The organism is Paenibacillus sp. 4624 (assembly GCF_050435065.1).
GTDB lineage: Bacteria > Bacillota > Bacilli > Paenibacillales > Paenibacillaceae > Paenibacillus > Paenibacillus amylolyticus_D.
The window spans coordinates 37,136-54,110 of record NZ_JBNDJR010000003.1; the positions used below are offsets into that span (position 1 = coordinate 37,136).

Genomic DNA, 16,975 nt, shown 5'->3' on the forward strand with positions numbered 1-16,975 from the left:
TGGAGCAACATACTTGAATACAGCTTATAACCAAACCTCTACCTCATGGTAGAGGTTTTTTGTCGCCATAACTTTCTTCTACCTAAATCTGAAAGGACGTGATCTGATGATAACGCCAAACGTTAATCAAGTACTGAAAATGTCAAACGAATATAATCTGATTCCGGTAGTTAAACGGATTTTGGCTGATATGGAGACGCCGATTCGTATCTTCCGCCGTTATGCGGACAATGACCGTGCGTTTTTGCTTGAAAGTGTAGAGGGTGGCATTCAATGGGCTAGATATTCTTTCATCGGTACAGATCCGTTCCTGATGATTTCGGGGAAGAAAGGTCGTATTGTAGTTGAGGAAGCTGGAAAGACCCGCGAACTACCAGGCAAACCCATTGAAGAACTTAAAGCGTTGCTTCGCAAATACCGGAGCCCGAAGATGGAAGAACTTCCCCCTTTTACGGGTGGAGCCATTGGATTTTTTGGATATGACCTGTTGCAATATTATGAGAAGCTTCCAGCTCATGCGCTGGATGATCTGAATATGGATGACATTCGCTTTATGTTTTGTGATCAAATTGTTGTATTTGATCATGTGAAGCAACACATGTTGCTTGTTGGCAACGTACATGTCAAGGATGGGGCAACAGATGAAGAGATTCGTCAGGCGTATGCAGCCACTTCCGAGAAGCTTGAACAAGCGGCAGAGCGTTTACAGCAGCAAGGCCCCGGGGAGAACCTGAACCCGCGTTCGATTCCCGGCGATGTGGAGCTTGGGGACATTCGTTCCAATCTGACGAAAGAGCAATTTATCGGCAATGTGGAGCAAGCCAAGGAATATATCCGTGCAGGAGACATTTTTCAGGTGGTGCTGTCTCAGCGTTTTCACATTGATACAGAGATTTCCCCGTTACATGTATATCGCGTACTTCGGACATTAAATCCTTCTCCTTATATGTATTATTTGAAAATGGACGATGAAATTATCGTGGGTACCTCACCTGAGGCGCTCGTCAAGGTTGACGGCAATCGTGTAGAAACACGTCCTATCGCAGGCACACGTCCAAGAGGAGCGACAGAGGCAGAAGATCGCGCACTTGCGGCGGATTTGCTACAGGATGAGAAGGAGCGCGCGGAGCATCTGATGCTGGTGGATCTGGGAAGAAATGATCTGGGGCGTGTATCCACTTTTGGCAGTGTGAAGTGTGACATGTTCATGGAGATCGAGCGCTACTCTCACGTTATGCATATGGTATCGAACGTTACAGGCGAGCTAAGAGAAGATAAAGATTTCTTCGATGCGTTCCTCTCCTGTCTGCCAGCTGGAACTGTATCTGGTGCGCCGAAGCTGCGTGCGATGGAGATTATTGCGGAGCTCGAAAAGGAGGCACGCGGTGCCTACGCAGGAGCGATTGGTTACCTTGGATTCTCCGGAAATATGGATGCATGTATTACAATCCGTACGATTATTTTCAAAAAGGGAAAAGCATATGTTCAGGCCGGAGCCGGAATTGTATGGGACTCTGTGCCTGAGAAGGAATATGAAGAGACCGTGAACAAAGCCAAAGCATTGTTAAAGGCCATTCGTACGGCTGAAGCGATGTTCCCTGTAAAAGTTGCGGATTCAAAATTAAGTCTGGCTAACGCTGATTATTTTGTTACACCAACTTCGGCAACGAACTGAGAGAGGAGAGACTGGAAATGAACTTGAATCCAATCATGAATGACAGCCTGGTACTGACGGAAACAGCGATTTCCCGGGAAGAAGGAATGAAGCAAGGACTCGCTAAAATTCTTGAAGGAAGCCACCTTGAGCAGGACGAGGCACGTGAATTGATGTATTCGATCATGCGAGGTGAAGCTACTCCGGCTCAAATCGGAGGGTTGCTGATGGCTCTTCGTATGAAGGGGGAAACGGTGGATGAAATCACTGGTTTTGCTCAGGCGATGCGTGGACAAGGTGGACGTATACTGACAGATGGCAGAGGGCTGCTGGATACTTGCGGCACAGGCGGATCGGGTATTCATAAATTCAACATCTCTACAGCATCGGCCATTATTGCTTCGGCGGTTTCAGTTCGAGTAGCCAAACACGGCAATCGTTCAGCTTCTGGCAAAGCAGGCAGCGCGGATGTATTGGAAGCGCTTGGCGTTAATATTCATCTGAATGGAGAGCAAGCCAGACAGTGTCTGGATGATATCGGAATCTGTTTCTGTTTTGCTCAGGTGTATCATCCCTCCATGCGTCATGCAGCGGCTCCGAGAAAAGAGCTGGGTGTGCGCACGATTTTCAATATGCTTGGACCATTAACCAATCCAGCCGGTGCAGATCGTCAATTGCTGGGATTGTATGATCGCTCCCGGACGCCGATGATTGCGGAAGTACTTAACCGTCTTGGTTTGAAAAGAGCGCTAGTTGTTGCCAGCCATGACGGTCTGGATGAAATTAGTATCTCTGCACCTACACAGGTATCTGAGTTGCGTAACGGGGTAGTGCACACCTATGACATCGATCCACGAGATATGGGGCTGTCTTTGCATCCGCTTGAAGCAGTGCTTGGAGGAGATGCGGCACAGAACGCCGAAATTATACATCGGATCTTCCAGGGTGAACGTAGTGCTTACCGGGATGTTGTGCTACTGAATGCCGGAGCTTGTATTTATGTATCCGGCCTTGCGGACAGCATTGCAGATGGCGTTAAAATCGCTGCGGAGGCAGTGGACTCGGGTAAAGCGGCCAGTAAGCTGGGTCAGTTAATTCATACAACGGAGGCGTACAATCATGTATCTTGATCGAATCGTTGCGACAAAACATAAAGAAGTGCAGGCTCTTGCACAGACTTTTAACATGGATGAAGCTATGCAAAAGATTGAACAATTACCGGCTGCACGCGGGTTTGAACAGGCGTTGTCAAGCAGACGCAATCGTAAGCTGGGGCTTATTGCCGAAGTGAAGAAGGCCTCGCCGTCCAAAGGATTAATTCGTCCGGATTTTCATCCGGTAGAGATTGCTTCTGCCTATGAACGTGCGGGTGCTGATTGTATCTCTGTTCTGACGGATGTTTCTTATTTTCAGGGCAGTAACGAATATTTGCAGGCTATTCATCAGGCAGTGAATATTCCGCTCTTGCGCAAGGACTTTATGATCGATGAGTCACAGATTGCCGAGGCTAGACTTTTGGGAGCAGATGCGATCTTGCTGATTGCCAGCATTCTCACACCGGGGCAGATTCGTCAATTTTTGACGTTTGCGAAAAGTATTGGACTGGACGCTTTGATTGAAGTTCACGATCGGGCAGAGCTGGAAACGGTGCTGGACATTCCTGAAGCGACACTAGTTGGCATCAATAACCGGAACTTGAAAACGTTCGAGACAAGTCTGAGTACTACATTGGATCTGATGGAATTGATTCCACCTGGTGTGACGCTGATCAGTGAGAGTGGAATTGACGGTGCAGCGTCTACGAAACCCCTTATCGAAGCAGGCGTGCACGGTATTCTCGTTGGAGAGCATCTGATGCGTAAAGACGATGTTGAAACTGCTGTTTACGATCTGATGGGACCGAAATGATGAATAATTCGATAGATGATGATACAGGCGCAGGTTCCCGGATACAAGGGCACTTGTTGCCGGCGACCGTAAAAATATGTGGACTTCAGGACGTTGAAGTGCTAAAATCGATGATAAACTTGCCTGTGGACTATATCGGTGTCGTGTTTGCCAAGTCCCGCCGTCAAATTACTCCTGAAAAGGCTAGAGAGTTGAGATCGGTTTTGTATGAATGGCCTGTACATGAACGGCCGAAACTTGCTGGTGTTTTTGTGAATCCGACAATGCAAGAACTGAAGTATGTGATGGAAACAGTGCCTCTGGATGTCATCCAGTTGCATGGACAGGAAAGTGCTGCATTCTGTCAACAAGTGAAAGAGCTCTGGCATGCAGATGTGTTCAAGGTCGTTTCTTTTCCAAAAGACGAAACAGGACAGAAAGCGGATCAAGCTGCTTTACACAGGTTAAATGATTACGCGGGATTCGTAGACGCAATCTTGCTGGATACCTTTGATCCATTGTACGGCGGCGGTTCTGGCAAAACATTTGCCTGGGAACGTATACCTGCATATGCAGAATGGGCTGCTGAACGTGGTATTGCCATGTTTGTTGCAGGCGGGCTTCAGGTGGACAATGTACAACATTTAATTCAAACGTACAGACCTTATGGCGTTGACGTATCAAGTGGCGTGGAGACGGAAGGTCTGAAAGATATATCCAAAATTACCGCATTTGTAGAAAGGGTGAAGCAGGCATGACACACCAATTGCCGGATGAACATGGGCGTTTCGGTCCCTTCGGAGGCCGTTTTGTACCCGAGACACTAATGAACGCTCTGATCGAACTAGAAGAAGCATATAGCCGCTTCTCTGAGGATGAAGAGTTTAACAAGGAATTGAATTATTTGCTAAGTGAATACTCTGGACGAGAGACACCTCTGTATCACGCGGAGCAATTATCACGTCATCTGGATGGGCCTAAAATTTATTTGAAACGTGAAGATCTGAATCACACAGGTGCACATAAAATCAACAATGCGATTGGGCAAGGGCTTCTTGCTAAACGGATGGGTAAAAAGAAAGTCATTGCTGAAACCGGCGCAGGCCAGCACGGGGTTGCAACGGCAACCGTTGCGGCATTGCTCGGACTGGAGTGCAAAGTATTCATGGGTGAGGAAGATACCCAGCGCCAGCAGCTAAATGTATTCCGCATGAAACTGCTTGGAGCAGAAGTCATTCCGGTAACGTCCGGCACACGTACATTGAAAGATGCTGGTAACGAAGCGCTTCGTTATTGGGTCAGTAATGTAGAAGATACCTTCTATGTACTGGGATCTGTTGTTGGACCTCACCCGTATCCAATGATGGTGCGTAATTTTCAGCGCGTGATCGGGGATGAGACACGTCGTCAAATTCAGGAGATTGAAGGACGCCTTCCGGATGTTATTGTAGCTGCTGTTGGCGGCGGAAGTAACGCCATCGGTATGTTCTATCCTTTTATCGGGGATCAGGATGTGAAATTAGTTGGTGTCGAAGCAGCAGGCAAAGGTGTGGATACCGAGTACCATGCGGCTACGATGAGCAAAGGTACACATGGTGTGTTCCAGGGTTCCATGAGTTATCTGTTACAAGATGAATATGGACAGGTACAACCTGCGCACTCCATCTCGGCTGGTCTCGATTATCCAGGCGTTGGACCAGAGCACTCTTATCTTAAAGATATTGAACGGGCTAAATATGTTCCAATTACCGATCAGGAAGCTCTGGATGCGTTGCAATTATTAAGCCGTACGGAAGGCATTATACCTGCGCTGGAGTCGGCCCATGCGGTTGCTCAGGTCGTGAAGCTGGCGCCGGAGCTGACAGCAGATGATATCGTTGTCATCTGTTTGTCTGGACGCGGGGATAAAGACGTAGAATCCATTATGAAGTATACGGGAGGTAATTTGTAATGAATCTGATGGACCAAACCTTCCAGCACTTAAAAGAACAAAATCGCACGGCACTTATTCCGTTTCTTACCGTTGGTGATCCAGATGTGAACACCACCATTGATATTATCAAGGAGCTTGAACAAGCAGGAGCAGACATCTTGGAGCTTGGTGTTCCGTATTCCGATCCACTCGCAGACGGCCCTGTCATTCAGCGTGCTTCCGAGCGCGCATTGAAAAGTCAAATTACGATTCGTACGGTGATGGAGACGGCTGCCAAAGCTCGTCAGGCAGGTGTGAAATTACCTTTTGTTCTGTTTACGTATTACAATCCGGTGCTGCAAACGGGTCTTGATATTTTCTTTGACGAGTTGATCAAACATGATATCAGCGGCATGATCATCCCGGATCTACCGATTGAAGAGGCAGAAGATATGCGTCGTCGTGCCGATCAGGCCGGGGTTCATCTGGTCCCGCTTGTAGCCCCTACATCCAATGCCCGTATTGAGCGGATTGTCACTGGTGCGCGCGGATTTATCTATTGTGTTTCTTCTCTGGGTGTAACCGGAGAGCGTGCATCCTTTTTTAACGGAGTAGAAAGTTTTATTGAAACGGTAAAAGGTCTGACAGACCTTCCTGTCGCAGTAGGCTTCGGCATCTCCAGTCATGAGCAGGTAGCTCATTTCTCCCGCATCTGTGACGGTGTCGTTGTAGGCAGTGCTATTGTGCGGCAAGTGGAAGAGGCAATCCCGCTACTTGAAAATGCGGATACTCGTGAGGCTGGACTGTTGCAAATTCGCAACTTTGTGGCACAATTAAAAGGATAATCACATAAATTAACTTTTCATTTGCACTTTATTCTAAGTTTGAACAACAGGAGGCGGTCGAGTTGAAACCGAAATCCCAGATTGTCAATCTGCCTGTGTATAAGCCGGGCAAACCGATTGAAGAAGTTAAACGTGAGCTGGGGCTGGAGCACGTCATCAAGCTGGCCTCCAACGAGAATCCCTATGGCAGTTCTCCCGCTGTACTTGAGGCAATTACGAGAGAATTGGCTAATGTAAGTATTTATCCCGACGGAAGTGCTGCAGAACTGACAGCGGTGCTTGCCAAGCATTTGGGAGTAGAGCGAGACAATTTGATTTTTGGCTGTGGATCGGATGAAATTATTGCGCTGATCACACGGGCGTTCTTTCTTCCTGGAGATGAGACGATTATGGCGGACCAGACCTTCTCCGTGTATAAAAGCAATGCGGACATCGAGGGTGCTGTAACGATAGAGGTGTCTTTGAAAAATGGAACTCACGACTTGCCAGCAATGCTGGCGCAAATCAATGATAAAACCAAAGCTGTCTGGGTGTGCAATCCGAATAACCCTACCGGTACGATCATTTCCGAGCAAGAGCTGATCGCCTTTATGGACCGGGTGCCGTCGAATGTAATGGTTGTGCTGGACGAGGCTTATTACGAATTCGTAACGGATGAAGCTTATCCGCAAAGCATTTCATTGATTGATCGTTACCCGAACCTGGTTGTTCTGCGGACATTCTCCAAAATATATGGTTTAGCATCACTTCGTATAGGGTACGGAATTGCACGTCCAGAGATCATTGACCTGATTAACCGTGTACGGGAACCGTTTAACACTTCTCGTCTTGGGCAGGTTGCGGCAATGGCTGGACTTCAGGATCAGGTTTTTGTTCAGGAGTGTTCCAAACGGAATGCTGAAGATCGAGAATGGCTACAAAATGAATTTTCACGACTGGGTTTGCCTTATTTTCCAACTCAAGGGAATTTCATTTTGGTTGATGTGAACATGCCATCCACTACAGCGTTTCAATCTTTGTTGAAACAGGGCATTATCGTTCGCTCGGGCTTTCACGTCTATCCAACATACATTCGTGTGTCTGTCGGAACAGCGGAGCAAAATCGTGCTTTTATAGCGGCGCTGGAGAACACACTGGCGGAGAATGTGGCAGCACGCCCTTAATACTGGCGATGAAAGAGTGAGGACCCATGACCATAAAAATTGCAATGATTGGTGTTGGACTCATCGGCGGTTCACTTGCGCTTTGCTTTAAAGGCAAGCCGGGGATTACCGTTATGGGTTACGCACATTTGGAAGAGTTAAAAGACAAGTACATAGCGAGCGGAGTAGTGGATGCTGCGACGCTCTCTCTGGAAGAAGCGGTGCAGGATGCCGACTTCATTTTTTTGTGTGTGCCTGTTGGTTTGCTTGAATCGTATTTTGAACAATTGTCCAGACTGCCGCTGAAAAAAGGCTGTATCATTACAGATGTTGGTAGTACGAAAGCCTCAATTGCAGCTTGTGCGGAACATATCCGGTTAAAAGAGGCCTACTTTATCGGAGGGCACCCGATGGCAGGATCGGAACGGGCGGGTGTGGACGCAGCTTCAGCTGTATTATTTGAGAACGCCTATTATGTCCTGACACCGTCCGTGCATGTGCCTGAAGAGGCTTACGGCCGCTTATCCGAGCTTTTAGCATATACTCGTGCTCAGATTGTTCGGGTAGAACCTCTGTTGCATGATGATATTGTGGGTGCAATCAGTCACCTGCCCCATGTTATTGCTGTTGCTCTGGTGAACCAGGTACGTGAATATAACGAATCCAATCCACTGTATAAAATGCTGGCAGCAGGTGGTTTTCGGGATATTACGCGGATTGCGTCCAGCGATGCTATTGTCTGGAGGGATATTCTGCTGAGTAACCGAGAGGTGCTGCTGGAGCTTCTTAAGGACTGGAATAGTCAAATGTTGTCTTTTACAACGATGCTAGAGCAAAAGAACGGGGAAGGCATTGAGGATGCATTTCGTCAGGCACGGGAGTTCCGCAGTGTATTGCCTGAGCGACGTAAGGGCATGATCTCGCCTTTATTTGATCTGTATACAGATGTGCAGGATGCTCCGGGTATGATCGGGAAAATAGCAACAGAGCTCGGGACAAATGATATCAACTTGAGTAACCTTGAAATTATTGAAAACCGGGTGGATGTGCCAGGGATTATGCGTTTGTCATTCCGTCAGGAAGAGGATATGGAACGGGCGAAGACTTTGCTGTCCTCCCTAGGTTATCAGGTGTGGGTTTAGGATGGAAAAGAGGGCGAGAGCTCTCTTTTTTTTGTAACTAGGGGAAGAATTATGTTTTTAGACAAAAAAAAGACCGCTTACATAAGCGGCCATTGCTCACGTGGAGCAATACAGTTATTGGATAGGAGTGGAGAGAAACCATACTGTACTTTTATTATATGTATACGTTTTCATTTTGTCAACACTTTGGACAAATTTATTTGTAAAACTTAGATTTCAAGGAAAAACCGTACAATCAAGGCTTTCAATCTTACCAAAATCGTTTGTAAGGTGCGAAAAAGGATGCTGATAGAATGTACCAAAAAATAAAATTCAAAAAAATATCTCATTTTTGTAACCTTTTTAGAAGTTACTGCGTCTATAGTATGCAAGGCTTTCCAAGAGGCTGTATTAGGAAGTCATGCCAACGAAATGGATGGCATATAAATGTTAAGTCGGACAAAAGTGGATAGCAATGGATTTGCCAGGATGATGCAGACCGTTGTACAATGTTACTGTTATGTAGAAACGTTGGGGAAATTGCCATTACATAGGGGAATTTGGCGGAAGGGCCGTGAATGGTGCTGGACGCTTTTTTTATGCGGTTGAACCGCAACTTTTTTACGCCTGTTCGGTAATACATGGATAGAGTCGAACGGGGAGAAGCACATGGATGGGCGAGGAGGGGTCGCACTCAAATGACGGATTCCCAGTTGATTCGAGAGATCAAGGAAGGTAACGTTGAGTTATATTCCGAGCTGATGAGTCGTTATCAGCGTAAAATACTGGCTTTCGTATATCATATGTTGAAAAGTTCCAATATGGAGCTGCTTGCGGAAGATCTCTGTTCTGAGACATTCTACAAGGCGTTCCGCAGTTTACACTCTTTCCGTGAGGTGGATGCTTCATTCTCCACCTGGTTGTATACTATCGCTAGAAATACGGTATTGAGTGAGCTTCGTAAACAGCGTAGTGGGAATGTTCCGCTTGAGGAGAGCGGCGTAGTTCCTATTGCTCCTATGGAGAATGCTCCTGAGCATGCTGTTCTGCGTAGCGAGCGGGTGATGCTGGTTAGAGATGCGATTAACAATCTGCCAGAGAAGCAACGTTCTGCGATTATACTTCGTGAGTATGATCAGTTGGATTATCAGGAAATCGCGGGTATTTTGGGGCAGAGTGTCAGTTCTGTTAAATCGCTGTTATTCAGGGCAAGATCAAGCGTAAAAACACAATTGGAGCCTTATTTCTTCGAGCCGATGTACGAGCCATATGAAGGGATGAAGAACCGATGAATTGCAATGAAGCCCAGGAACTGTTTGCATTGGTCTGGGACTTACCGGAATCTCATCCACAGCGAATTGCGTTTCAAACACATCTCGCTGGTTGTGAAGAGTGTTCGGAGCAGTTTGAAGTCTGGGAGGAAGCCCAGATGCTGCTGCACAGCATCCCGGTTCCAGTGACAGAGCAACAGGCAGAGAGGGTCAACCGAAACGTAATGGACCGGATTTACGCGGAGTCTCCATGGTTATTACCAGAAGAGGCAAAGGTTAATCGATTCTCTGCGGTAATCCGTAAACATATGTCTTTGTGGATTGCGGCGTTCCTGGCTATATTTTTATGCAGCTTTCTGTACATGGCGATGTTCAAGCCAGAGGTATCAGAAGCTGAGACGTCCAATGTAATTACGACAGGCATCCTTGAGACTGGGGTTGCTGGAAGTACATCTTCTTCCTCGGGATTATATAAGTATGACATTCCTGGAGCAGATAAAGGGAGTATCATTGAACCTTTTGTTGTAAGTATGGGTCCTGCTTATCCTCAATACTGGATGGCATTGTCTCTGCTTGCCATAGGGATGGCTTTGTTTTCACTTGGACGTATGCATCGATCAACAACTAAACGTAAACAAGGTGTGGGTGCATAGGTTTCCAACCTGTCGTTTGCTGTGTGGAGAAATGAGGGATGAATGTGCGGATCGGGCTTGTTCGTCATGGTCTGACAGATTGGAATGCAGCTGGCCGTATACAGGGGCAGACGGATATTCCTTTGAATGAGGAAGGACGAAAGCAAGCAGAATGTCTTGGTAGACGTCTGCAGTCTGAAGACTACCAGTGGGATTATATTGTGACGAGTGGTTTGTCAAGAGCACAGGAAACGGGAGAGATTCTTTCACGGATGCTGAATGTACCTATGCTTAAACCGGACGCACGATTGAAAGAACGAGCATTTGGTCAGGTTGAGGGCCTTACTTCGGATGAACGGGTTGCACGTTGGGGTAAATCCTGGGATACACTTGATTTGGGGCAAGAGCATATCGAGGATATTCAAGTACGTGCGCTGGCTTTTTTGGACGACTTATGGTCTGCCCATTCAAAAGAAAATGTACTAATTGTAACGCATGGTGCTTTTCTTGCTAACCTGTTAACGGCATTATATCAGGACAAATACACCGAACGCATTGGCAATCTGTCGCTGACCATTCTGGAGAAAGAATATGACGATGACTGGATTCCACTCTTATATAATTGCACACAACATCTGTCTATGGATACCACTAAACAATCTGGGTGATAAGCTCAGGTTGTTTTTTTATACCATCTATTTGAGAGATTAAACAGGATTGAGCATAAACTCTACTGTTTTTCTTCTGATTGATTGTTTTGAGGCATAAGATGAGGTAAAACAAAAAAAATGGCAAGAAGAGGTTTAGATTGTGAAGAATCCGTCAACCATGTTTACAAAACCACACTGTTGAAGGCCAGATCAGCAACCTAAAGCAGTGAACGGGTGAGGCGATGGATCCATGAATCTAGCAGATATGCTGACTTTTGCTGATATTGGCCAGCTTAATCGAATAGCAGACTACTATCAATGTGAATGCAAGCCTAATTCCAAACATGAACTCATCCAGAGCATCCTCACAACATTGGGTAGTAAACCTTTCTTTGAGCAACAGATACGTCAATTGAACCAGGCAGATCAACGGTTTTTGAATAACCTGTTATTTGACCCCCGCCAATTTTATGGTATGGAGGAGCTCATCGCCATAGCCCGTCAATCGATGGACAAAAAGGAGAGTGAGGCAGGCTCAAGTCCCCGTGATCTCATTATTCGCTTTACCAAAAGTGGGTGGCTGTTCAATGGGACTACACAGCAGACCAGATATCTCTATCAAGTGCCTAAAGACTTGAAACTGAGGTTCAGAGATGTGTTATCTACACATTTACGAGCAGGCATTGTTAAAACGACAGAGCCGTCCATGTATCGAGAGGAATATCATCTGATGGCAGACGATCTGAAGTTGTTCCTGAAATTTGTGCAGCAACATGAGATCGCTGTGAATGCCGAAGGGTTGATGTATCGACGCTCACAGCAGCAACTTATGGAGCATCTGCACATCTCTGAGGAACTGGTAGGCAAAGCCGGGTGGCGCTTCGGATATGGTCGTTCGTTCAAGGATTATCCGGATCGTTTCGCACTGCTGTATGATTATGCCTTTCACCACCGCTTGATTCGTGAAGAGCAGGGCAGTCTCAGGCTGACAGGGTCTGGTGAAGAGAAACTGGGGGCCGAGAGAGCAACCGAAATGATACAGCTGTTTCGGTTTTGGTTAAGACTTTATAAAGGTGCTGTTCCAAACCTTTCCTCGATTGTGTACTGGACAGGTGAATGTGCCGAGAATTGGTCTACGATGGAATCTCTTTTCCGGCAAATTGGGCCGTTTATCCAGCCGTTTTACTACGACACGGCTGAAGATATCTATGATAAGCGGATCATTAAAATGATGCTGCATCTAGGCTTGATTCGTGCAGGCGAGCATGAACAAGGAAGAGTTCTGCAGATGACGGCTTGGGGAGCAAAGCTTGCATCGTCATGCCGCTCCGTCTCGGCTGATGTTACACCTATTGTGTTTGACAAGTGAAGGACAAGTTGCTACAATCACTCCCAAATTAAGGAGTGATACGAATGATAATTCCATACAAAGGCATAATGCCAGTGTTACACCCTTCCATATATATGGCGGAGGGATCAAAATTGATAGGTGATCTGCAAATGGACGAAGACTCTACCGTTTGGTTCAATGCAGTCCTGCGGGCCGATTTGGCACCTATTATGCTTGGAAAGCGTTGCAATATTCAAGATAATGCTGTAGGACATGTTAACACCGATCAACCTCTTATTCTGGGAGATGATGTCTCCGTAGGACATGCTGCAATCATTCATGGTTGTACCATCGGGACGGGGGCATTGATCGGCATGGGAGCCATTGTACTCAATGGTGGCGAAATCGGTGAGTACTCACTGATTGGAGCCGGTTCTGTGGTAACTGAAAATAGTAAAATTCCGCCCTATACTCTCGCTTTGGGGACACCTGCCAAAGTGATTCGTGAATTGACTGAAGCTGATCTGCAGCGGATGTCGAGAACTTCACTGGGTTATGTAATCAAAGGAAGAGAATATAGGAGCTCTTAAATCCGTTTTGGAGGTGCATCCTATTGGATAAAATGAAAGTTACGTATGAAGTCATGTTGGGGCTGGCGGCTGAGATGGTTTGGGACGAGGCGCTTCGCAAACAGAAGAGTGAAAAGCTTTATTTGGAAATCGACAAAGCGTTAGCTACCGGAGACGAAGTAGCTTTCCGGAGTCTGACGGATGAACTGAGGACGATCAATTAACGGATCAATAAAGAACCAATTATATGAATAGTCGGACAAAAAGGAATGCGCAAAAGCGCATTCCTTTTTTTAAATATTTTTTTATATAAACTTAAAATTGAATGAATATCTGGCTTTATAACATATGCTCATATATAATATGGGAATAAAATGGATAGGAAGGGGATATAGGGAATTGAAATTCAGTGAGATGAATCAAGACAGCTGGGCTGAACTGCAACTCTATCTGGATACCTGCCTTGTTCCGTTCACGGCCATGAGCGGTAAACAGTCACCGGTTGAAGCGACTGAAGCGCTGGAGCGGCTAAGAGATTTTCTGGATATGGTAGAGATTCCTTTTAAAGGAAGGATTATGACGTACCCGGCCTATCACTACACAAGTTCACAAATGTCAATGACATTAAATACCTTGTCGACTGAACTCAAAGCTTCTGGATTTAAATATGTGGTAATTATGTCAGTGGATGGATCTTTTGTTGGGATGGATATTCCAGCTGCGGATTTACTTTTAAGTCAAAAGGATCTAGCAGGGCAACTTGAAGAAGGAACAATTGCCCGACATATTGGGGAATGCATTCGAGATCTATGGAAAAGGTGACATCTTGATGACAAATGTGACAAATTTCCAACAGTTTTTTAACAACGCTTACAATTGAACCTTAAAAATGTGTGACAAATTCTTGACGGTGTTCTAGGGCTACTATATGATTATGTATGTTCTAGTAAGTCGTGGAATTTATGATAATGAAAACGATTGAGAGAGTTGGCTGAAAAAGGGGGTTGGAGACAGTATGAGCAGTGAGCATGACCAGCACGAAGCCTCGATGAAACCGCCAAGCAAATTGGAAATGTCGCGCAGGCAGTTTTTGACGTACACGCTTGGTGGAGCTACAGCCTACATGGCCGCCGGTGCAATTCTTCCTATGGTCCGTTTTGCGGTGGACCCGATTTTGCAGCACAAGGGAGAAGGAACCTCTGTCAAAGTGGCTGAGATCAGCAAAATTACAAATGAACCTCAAGAATTTACGTTTGAACTGAAACAACAGGATGGCTGGTATTTGAGTAATGCTTCGTTGGTGGCTTGGATTCGCAAGGACGAACAAGGGAAAATTTATGCGCTTTCACCTATCTGTAAGCATTTGGGATGTACAGTAGGATGGAACAGTGACAAAAATTACCCGAATGAGTACCATTGCCCATGCCACGGCGCGCACTATGACAAGGAAGGGAAGAATCTTGCCGTAGCCCCGAAACCATTGGATGAATATGTGGTTAAGGAGGAACAAGGCTGGGTTTATCTGGGCGAGATTGTTCCGAACACCCGAGTGAAATAGGAGGCGTGAACGCAGATGTTTAAAAATGTCTATGACTGGATTGACGAGCGTCTTGACATCACGCCAATATGGCGGGACGTTGCGGATCATGAAGTGCCAGAGCATGTAAACCCGGCGCATCACTTTTCCGCATTCGTATACTGTTTTGGCGGATTAACGTTCTTTATTACAGTTATTCAGATTCTGTCAGGTATGTTCCTGACGATGTACTACGTTCCAGATATTATTAACGCGTATGCAAGTGTTGAGTATTTGCAGACGAAAGTAGCTTTTGGTCAGATTGTACGCGGTATGCACCATTGGGGGGCCAGTTTGGTTATCGTCATGATGTTCCTACATACGATGCGTGTATTCTTTACAGGCTCATACAAAGCTCCGCGTGAGATGAACTGGGTTGTCGGCATGTTGATTTTCTTCGTCATGCTTGGTCTTGGTCTGACAGGGTATTTGTTGCCTTGGGATAACAAAGCTTATTTTGCAACAAAAGTAACGCTGGAGATTGCCAACACCGTACCTTGGCTTGGACCGATCATCAAGGAATTCCTGCAAGGGGGAACGATCGTTGGTGCGCAGACACTGACACGATTCTTCGCATTGCACGTCTTCTTCCTCCCTGCGGTGCTTCTGGTGCTTCTGGTCGGACACTTTATCATGATCCGCAGACAGGGCATTTCGGGACCACTATAAACCAAAGAAGGGAGGAAACGTAATGGCTCACGGGCACAAGAGCAATGATGAGGAAAAAGTTATCTTTGTCGGTGATTCACGCGTCCGCAAAGGGTCGGGGTTCATTACTCCACCTGATTACACGGCATATCCCGGCAAATCGGAAGCATTTATTCCTAACTTCTTGCTTAAAGAGTGGATGGTCGGGGTCGTTGTTCTGGTCGGCATTCTCGTGTTGACCATCTCGGAACCCGCACCTCTCGGTTATCCGGCTAATCCAAGTGCATCGGTTATCCCGATGCCGGACTGGTACTTTCTTTTCCTGTATCAGTATTTGAAATATCCTTATGCATCTGGAGATTATGTCCTACTAGGTGTACTGGGTGTCAGCGGCGTTGCATTCGGAGCTCTGCTGCTGGCTCCTTTCCTGGATACAGGGAAAGAGCGTCGTTTCTACAAACGTCCGATTGCTTCGGCCTTAATGTTACTGTCCGTTATCTCGGTATTCTATCTGACAAACGTAGCATGGACACACTACGAGCACGAGCTTGAAGCGTCAGGACAGAAGCCGGAGCATATTCAGCGGGAGGAAGAAGCTCTGGAAAAACATGAGCAGGGTCTGCCTACTTCTAATGCACCTGGACAGCAGCAGGAGGAAGTCGCGATTGTTGATAAGGACGATCCTGCGATGGAAACGTACAAAAAGGCTGGATGTATTGGCTGTCACGCAACCGATATGAAAGGCCAAGGCAACGCACCTTCTCTTCGTGGCGTTGGTGACAAGCACAGTCAGGAAGAGATCGTAACGATTATTAAAGAGGGCTACAATGGAATGCCTCCAATGTATGATCAAGCTATAGCTCAAGGTGTTACCGATGAGGAAATCACTCATCTAGCCGAATGGCTTGCGAAACAGAAGGCAGAACAGTAAAATCGAATTAATGAAAAAACCTGATCGTTATGCGGTCAGGTTTTTTTGAAGTCTTTTTAAAGAATATGTGAAATTCAGTAATCGAGATGAAGAGTCAATAATGAGTGAAGGAAGAAGGTGCAGTGTTCGTGGCTTTATCGTTTTTTTGGAGCAGGGAGTTTCTAACCAATCGGTATTTCCTGTGGCTTTTGTTCTGGTGTAATGCTCTTGGCACGGTATATGGATACATCTGGTATGGTGAACAAATGAAATGGACTCTTGCCCACCAACCGGCGTGGCAGATCGTATTTGTACCAGATAGCCCAACAGCAAGCCTGTTTTTTACACTAGCGTTGTTGTGGGTACTGTATCCTGTGAAGTCGATAGTCCTGCAACGGATTGGACATATTATTCAAGCGCTCGCTGTGGTTACCTCTGTTAAATATGGCGTATGGGCTGTATCTATCATTTTTGCTGGCTGGTCTCAAGGGGGAACACAGCACTGGCAGGACTGGATGCTAATCGCTTCCCATAGTGCAATGGCAATTGAAGCACTGATATATGTACGTTTCTTCGGCTTCCGCTGGTTGTCATTGATTGTGGCAGGTCTCTGGACACTGTTGAATGATACGATGGATTATACATACGATATTTACCCGTGGTTGCCTGCGACGCTGTATCAACATGTACAGGCTGTTCGCAATTTTACAGTTACCTTGACCATCGTGAGCGTTCTCGCTACTTGGCTTGCATTAAAGCAGGCCAAAAGAGCTTGAGTATACAAGCTTAGCTTGTTCTAACCAGCCATCCCTCGCCATACATTGATGA

At 46.3% G+C, this 16,975-nt stretch carries 19 protein-coding genes; all 19 read left to right on the forward strand.

Annotated features, from left to right (window positions below):
• Positions 1-106 precede the first annotated feature (106 nt).
• The 19 genes from trpE (at position 107) to ABIE27_RS07975 (ending at position 16,923) form a co-directional block, all read left to right on the forward strand.
• Positions 107-1,675: an anthranilate synthase component I gene (gene trpE, locus ABIE27_RS07885; protein WP_123066022.1), complete on the forward strand. Its 1,569-nt coding sequence runs from the start codon at positions 107-109 to the stop codon at positions 1,673-1,675.
• A gap of 68 nt (positions 1,676-1,743) precedes the next feature.
• The gene (gene trpD, locus ABIE27_RS07890; protein ID WP_123066137.1) at positions 1,744-2,784 is read left to right on the forward strand and encodes an anthranilate phosphoribosyltransferase; all 1,041 of its coding nucleotides are present in this window, start codon (positions 1,744-1,746) and stop codon (positions 2,782-2,784) included.
• A complete protein-coding gene (gene trpC, locus ABIE27_RS07895; protein ID WP_123066023.1) occupies positions 2,774-3,562 on the forward strand; it encodes an indole-3-glycerol phosphate synthase TrpC in 789 nt (262 codons plus the stop codon). The genes trpD and trpC overlap by 11 nt, the downstream gene beginning before the upstream one ends.
• Complete coding sequence (locus tag ABIE27_RS07900) at positions 3,562-4,299, forward strand: phosphoribosylanthranilate isomerase (RefSeq protein ID WP_123066024.1); 738 nt, start codon at positions 3,562-3,564, stop codon at positions 4,297-4,299. Before trpC ends, ABIE27_RS07900 begins: the two co-directional genes overlap by 1 nt.
• Positions 4,296-5,492: a tryptophan synthase subunit beta gene (gene trpB / locus ABIE27_RS07905; RefSeq protein WP_123066025.1), complete on the forward strand. Its 1,197-nt coding sequence runs from the start codon at positions 4,296-4,298 to the stop codon at positions 5,490-5,492. The genes ABIE27_RS07900 and trpB overlap by 4 nt, the downstream gene beginning before the upstream one ends.
• Positions 5,492-6,298 (forward strand): tryptophan synthase subunit alpha, encoded by an 807-nt coding sequence (trpA, locus tag ABIE27_RS07910; RefSeq protein WP_123066026.1) that lies wholly within the window; start codon positions 5,492-5,494, stop codon positions 6,296-6,298. Before trpB ends, trpA begins: the two co-directional genes overlap by 1 nt.
• A 62-nt stretch (positions 6,299-6,360) precedes the next feature.
• On the forward strand, positions 6,361-7,461 hold the full coding sequence (hisC, locus tag ABIE27_RS07915) for a histidinol-phosphate transaminase (RefSeq protein WP_429350272.1): 1,101 nt from the start codon (positions 6,361-6,363) through the stop codon (positions 7,459-7,461).
• A gap of 26 nt (positions 7,462-7,487) precedes the next feature.
• Positions 7,488-8,582 (forward strand): prephenate dehydrogenase, encoded by a 1,095-nt coding sequence (locus ABIE27_RS07920; protein ID WP_123066028.1) that lies wholly within the window; start codon positions 7,488-7,490, stop codon positions 8,580-8,582.
• Between the two features lie 677 nt (positions 8,583-9,259).
• Positions 9,260-9,853, forward strand: coding sequence for an RNA polymerase sigma factor (locus ABIE27_RS07925; RefSeq protein ID WP_123066029.1), 594 nt, complete (start codon positions 9,260-9,262; stop codon positions 9,851-9,853).
• Positions 9,850-10,485, forward strand: coding sequence for an anti-sigma factor family protein (locus ABIE27_RS07930; protein WP_123066030.1), 636 nt, complete (start codon positions 9,850-9,852; stop codon positions 10,483-10,485). The genes ABIE27_RS07925 and ABIE27_RS07930 overlap by 4 nt, the downstream gene beginning before the upstream one ends.
• A gap of 44 nt (positions 10,486-10,529) precedes the next feature.
• A complete protein-coding gene (locus tag ABIE27_RS07935) occupies positions 10,530-11,132 on the forward strand; it encodes a histidine phosphatase family protein (protein WP_123066138.1) in 603 nt (200 codons plus the stop codon).
• A gap of 232 nt (positions 11,133-11,364) precedes the next feature.
• Positions 11,365-12,483 (forward strand): hypothetical protein, encoded by a 1,119-nt coding sequence (locus ABIE27_RS07940; protein WP_123066031.1) that lies wholly within the window; start codon positions 11,365-11,367, stop codon positions 12,481-12,483.
• 44 nt (positions 12,484-12,527) lie between these two features.
• Positions 12,528-13,034 carry a gamma carbonic anhydrase family protein gene (locus ABIE27_RS07945; RefSeq protein ID WP_429350273.1) on the forward strand — a complete coding sequence of 169 codons (507 nt, stop codon included), beginning with the start codon at positions 12,528-12,530 and terminating at the stop codon, positions 13,032-13,034.
• 23 nt (positions 13,035-13,057) lie between these two features.
• Positions 13,058-13,237 carry an IDEAL domain-containing protein gene (locus ABIE27_RS07950; protein WP_090917186.1) on the forward strand — a complete coding sequence of 60 codons (180 nt, stop codon included), beginning with the start codon at positions 13,058-13,060 and terminating at the stop codon, positions 13,235-13,237.
• Between the two features lie 190 nt (positions 13,238-13,427).
• Positions 13,428-13,835, forward strand: a complete 408-nt coding sequence (locus ABIE27_RS07955; protein ID WP_429350274.1) for a DUF2487 family protein — start codon at positions 13,428-13,430, stop codon at positions 13,833-13,835.
• Between the two features lie 193 nt (positions 13,836-14,028).
• Complete coding sequence (locus ABIE27_RS07960; protein WP_090917182.1) at positions 14,029-14,571, forward strand: ubiquinol-cytochrome c reductase iron-sulfur subunit; 543 nt, start codon at positions 14,029-14,031, stop codon at positions 14,569-14,571.
• Positions 14,572-14,586: 15 nt separating this feature from the next.
• Entirely contained in the window at positions 14,587-15,258 is a 672-nt protein-coding gene (gene qcrB, locus ABIE27_RS07965) for a menaquinol-cytochrome c reductase cytochrome b subunit (RefSeq protein WP_017687726.1), read from the forward strand.
• 22 nt (positions 15,259-15,280) lie between these two features.
• Entirely contained in the window at positions 15,281-16,168 is an 888-nt protein-coding gene (locus tag ABIE27_RS07970; protein ID WP_429350275.1) for a c-type cytochrome, read from the forward strand.
• A 128-nt stretch (positions 16,169-16,296) separates the two neighbouring features.
• On the forward strand, positions 16,297-16,923 hold the full coding sequence (locus tag ABIE27_RS07975) for a DUF1405 domain-containing protein (protein WP_429350276.1): 627 nt from the start codon (positions 16,297-16,299) through the stop codon (positions 16,921-16,923).
• Positions 16,924-16,975 lie beyond the last annotated feature (52 nt).

Bases quoted from the DNA above. Each gene is read 5' to 3' on its own strand.
- ABIE27_RS07925 (WP_123066029.1), top strand. From the start codon at position 9,260: ATGACGGATTCCCAGTTGATTCGAGAGATCAAGGAAGGTAACGTTGAG.
- ABIE27_RS07900 (WP_123066024.1), top strand. From the start codon at position 3,562: ATGAATAATTCGATAGATGATGATACAGGCGCAGGTTCCCGGATACAA.
- trpB (WP_123066025.1), top strand. From the start codon at position 4,296: ATGACACACCAATTGCCGGATGAACATGGGCGTTTCGGTCCCTTCGGA.
- ABIE27_RS07930 (WP_123066030.1), top strand. From the start codon at position 9,850: ATGAATTGCAATGAAGCCCAGGAACTGTTTGCATTGGTCTGGGACTTA.
- trpA (WP_123066026.1), top strand. From the start codon at position 5,492: ATGAATCTGATGGACCAAACCTTCCAGCACTTAAAAGAACAAAATCGC.
- qcrB (WP_017687726.1), top strand. From the start codon at position 14,587: ATGTTTAAAAATGTCTATGACTGGATTGACGAGCGTCTTGACATCACG.
- ABIE27_RS07920 (WP_123066028.1), top strand. From the start codon at position 7,488: ATGACCATAAAAATTGCAATGATTGGTGTTGGACTCATCGGCGGTTCA.
- ABIE27_RS07970 (WP_429350275.1), top strand. From the start codon at position 15,281: ATGGCTCACGGGCACAAGAGCAATGATGAGGAAAAAGTTATCTTTGTC.
- ABIE27_RS07955 (WP_429350274.1), top strand. From the start codon at position 13,428: ATGAATCAAGACAGCTGGGCTGAACTGCAACTCTATCTGGATACCTGC.
- trpE (WP_123066022.1), top strand. From the start codon at position 107: ATGATAACGCCAAACGTTAATCAAGTACTGAAAATGTCAAACGAATAT.
- ABIE27_RS07945 (WP_429350273.1), top strand. From the start codon at position 12,528: ATGATAATTCCATACAAAGGCATAATGCCAGTGTTACACCCTTCCATA.
- ABIE27_RS07960 (WP_090917182.1), top strand. From the start codon at position 14,029: ATGAGCAGTGAGCATGACCAGCACGAAGCCTCGATGAAACCGCCAAGC.
- ABIE27_RS07940 (WP_123066031.1), top strand. From the start codon at position 11,365: ATGAATCTAGCAGATATGCTGACTTTTGCTGATATTGGCCAGCTTAAT.
- trpC (WP_123066023.1), top strand. From the start codon at position 2,774: ATGTATCTTGATCGAATCGTTGCGACAAAACATAAAGAAGTGCAGGCT.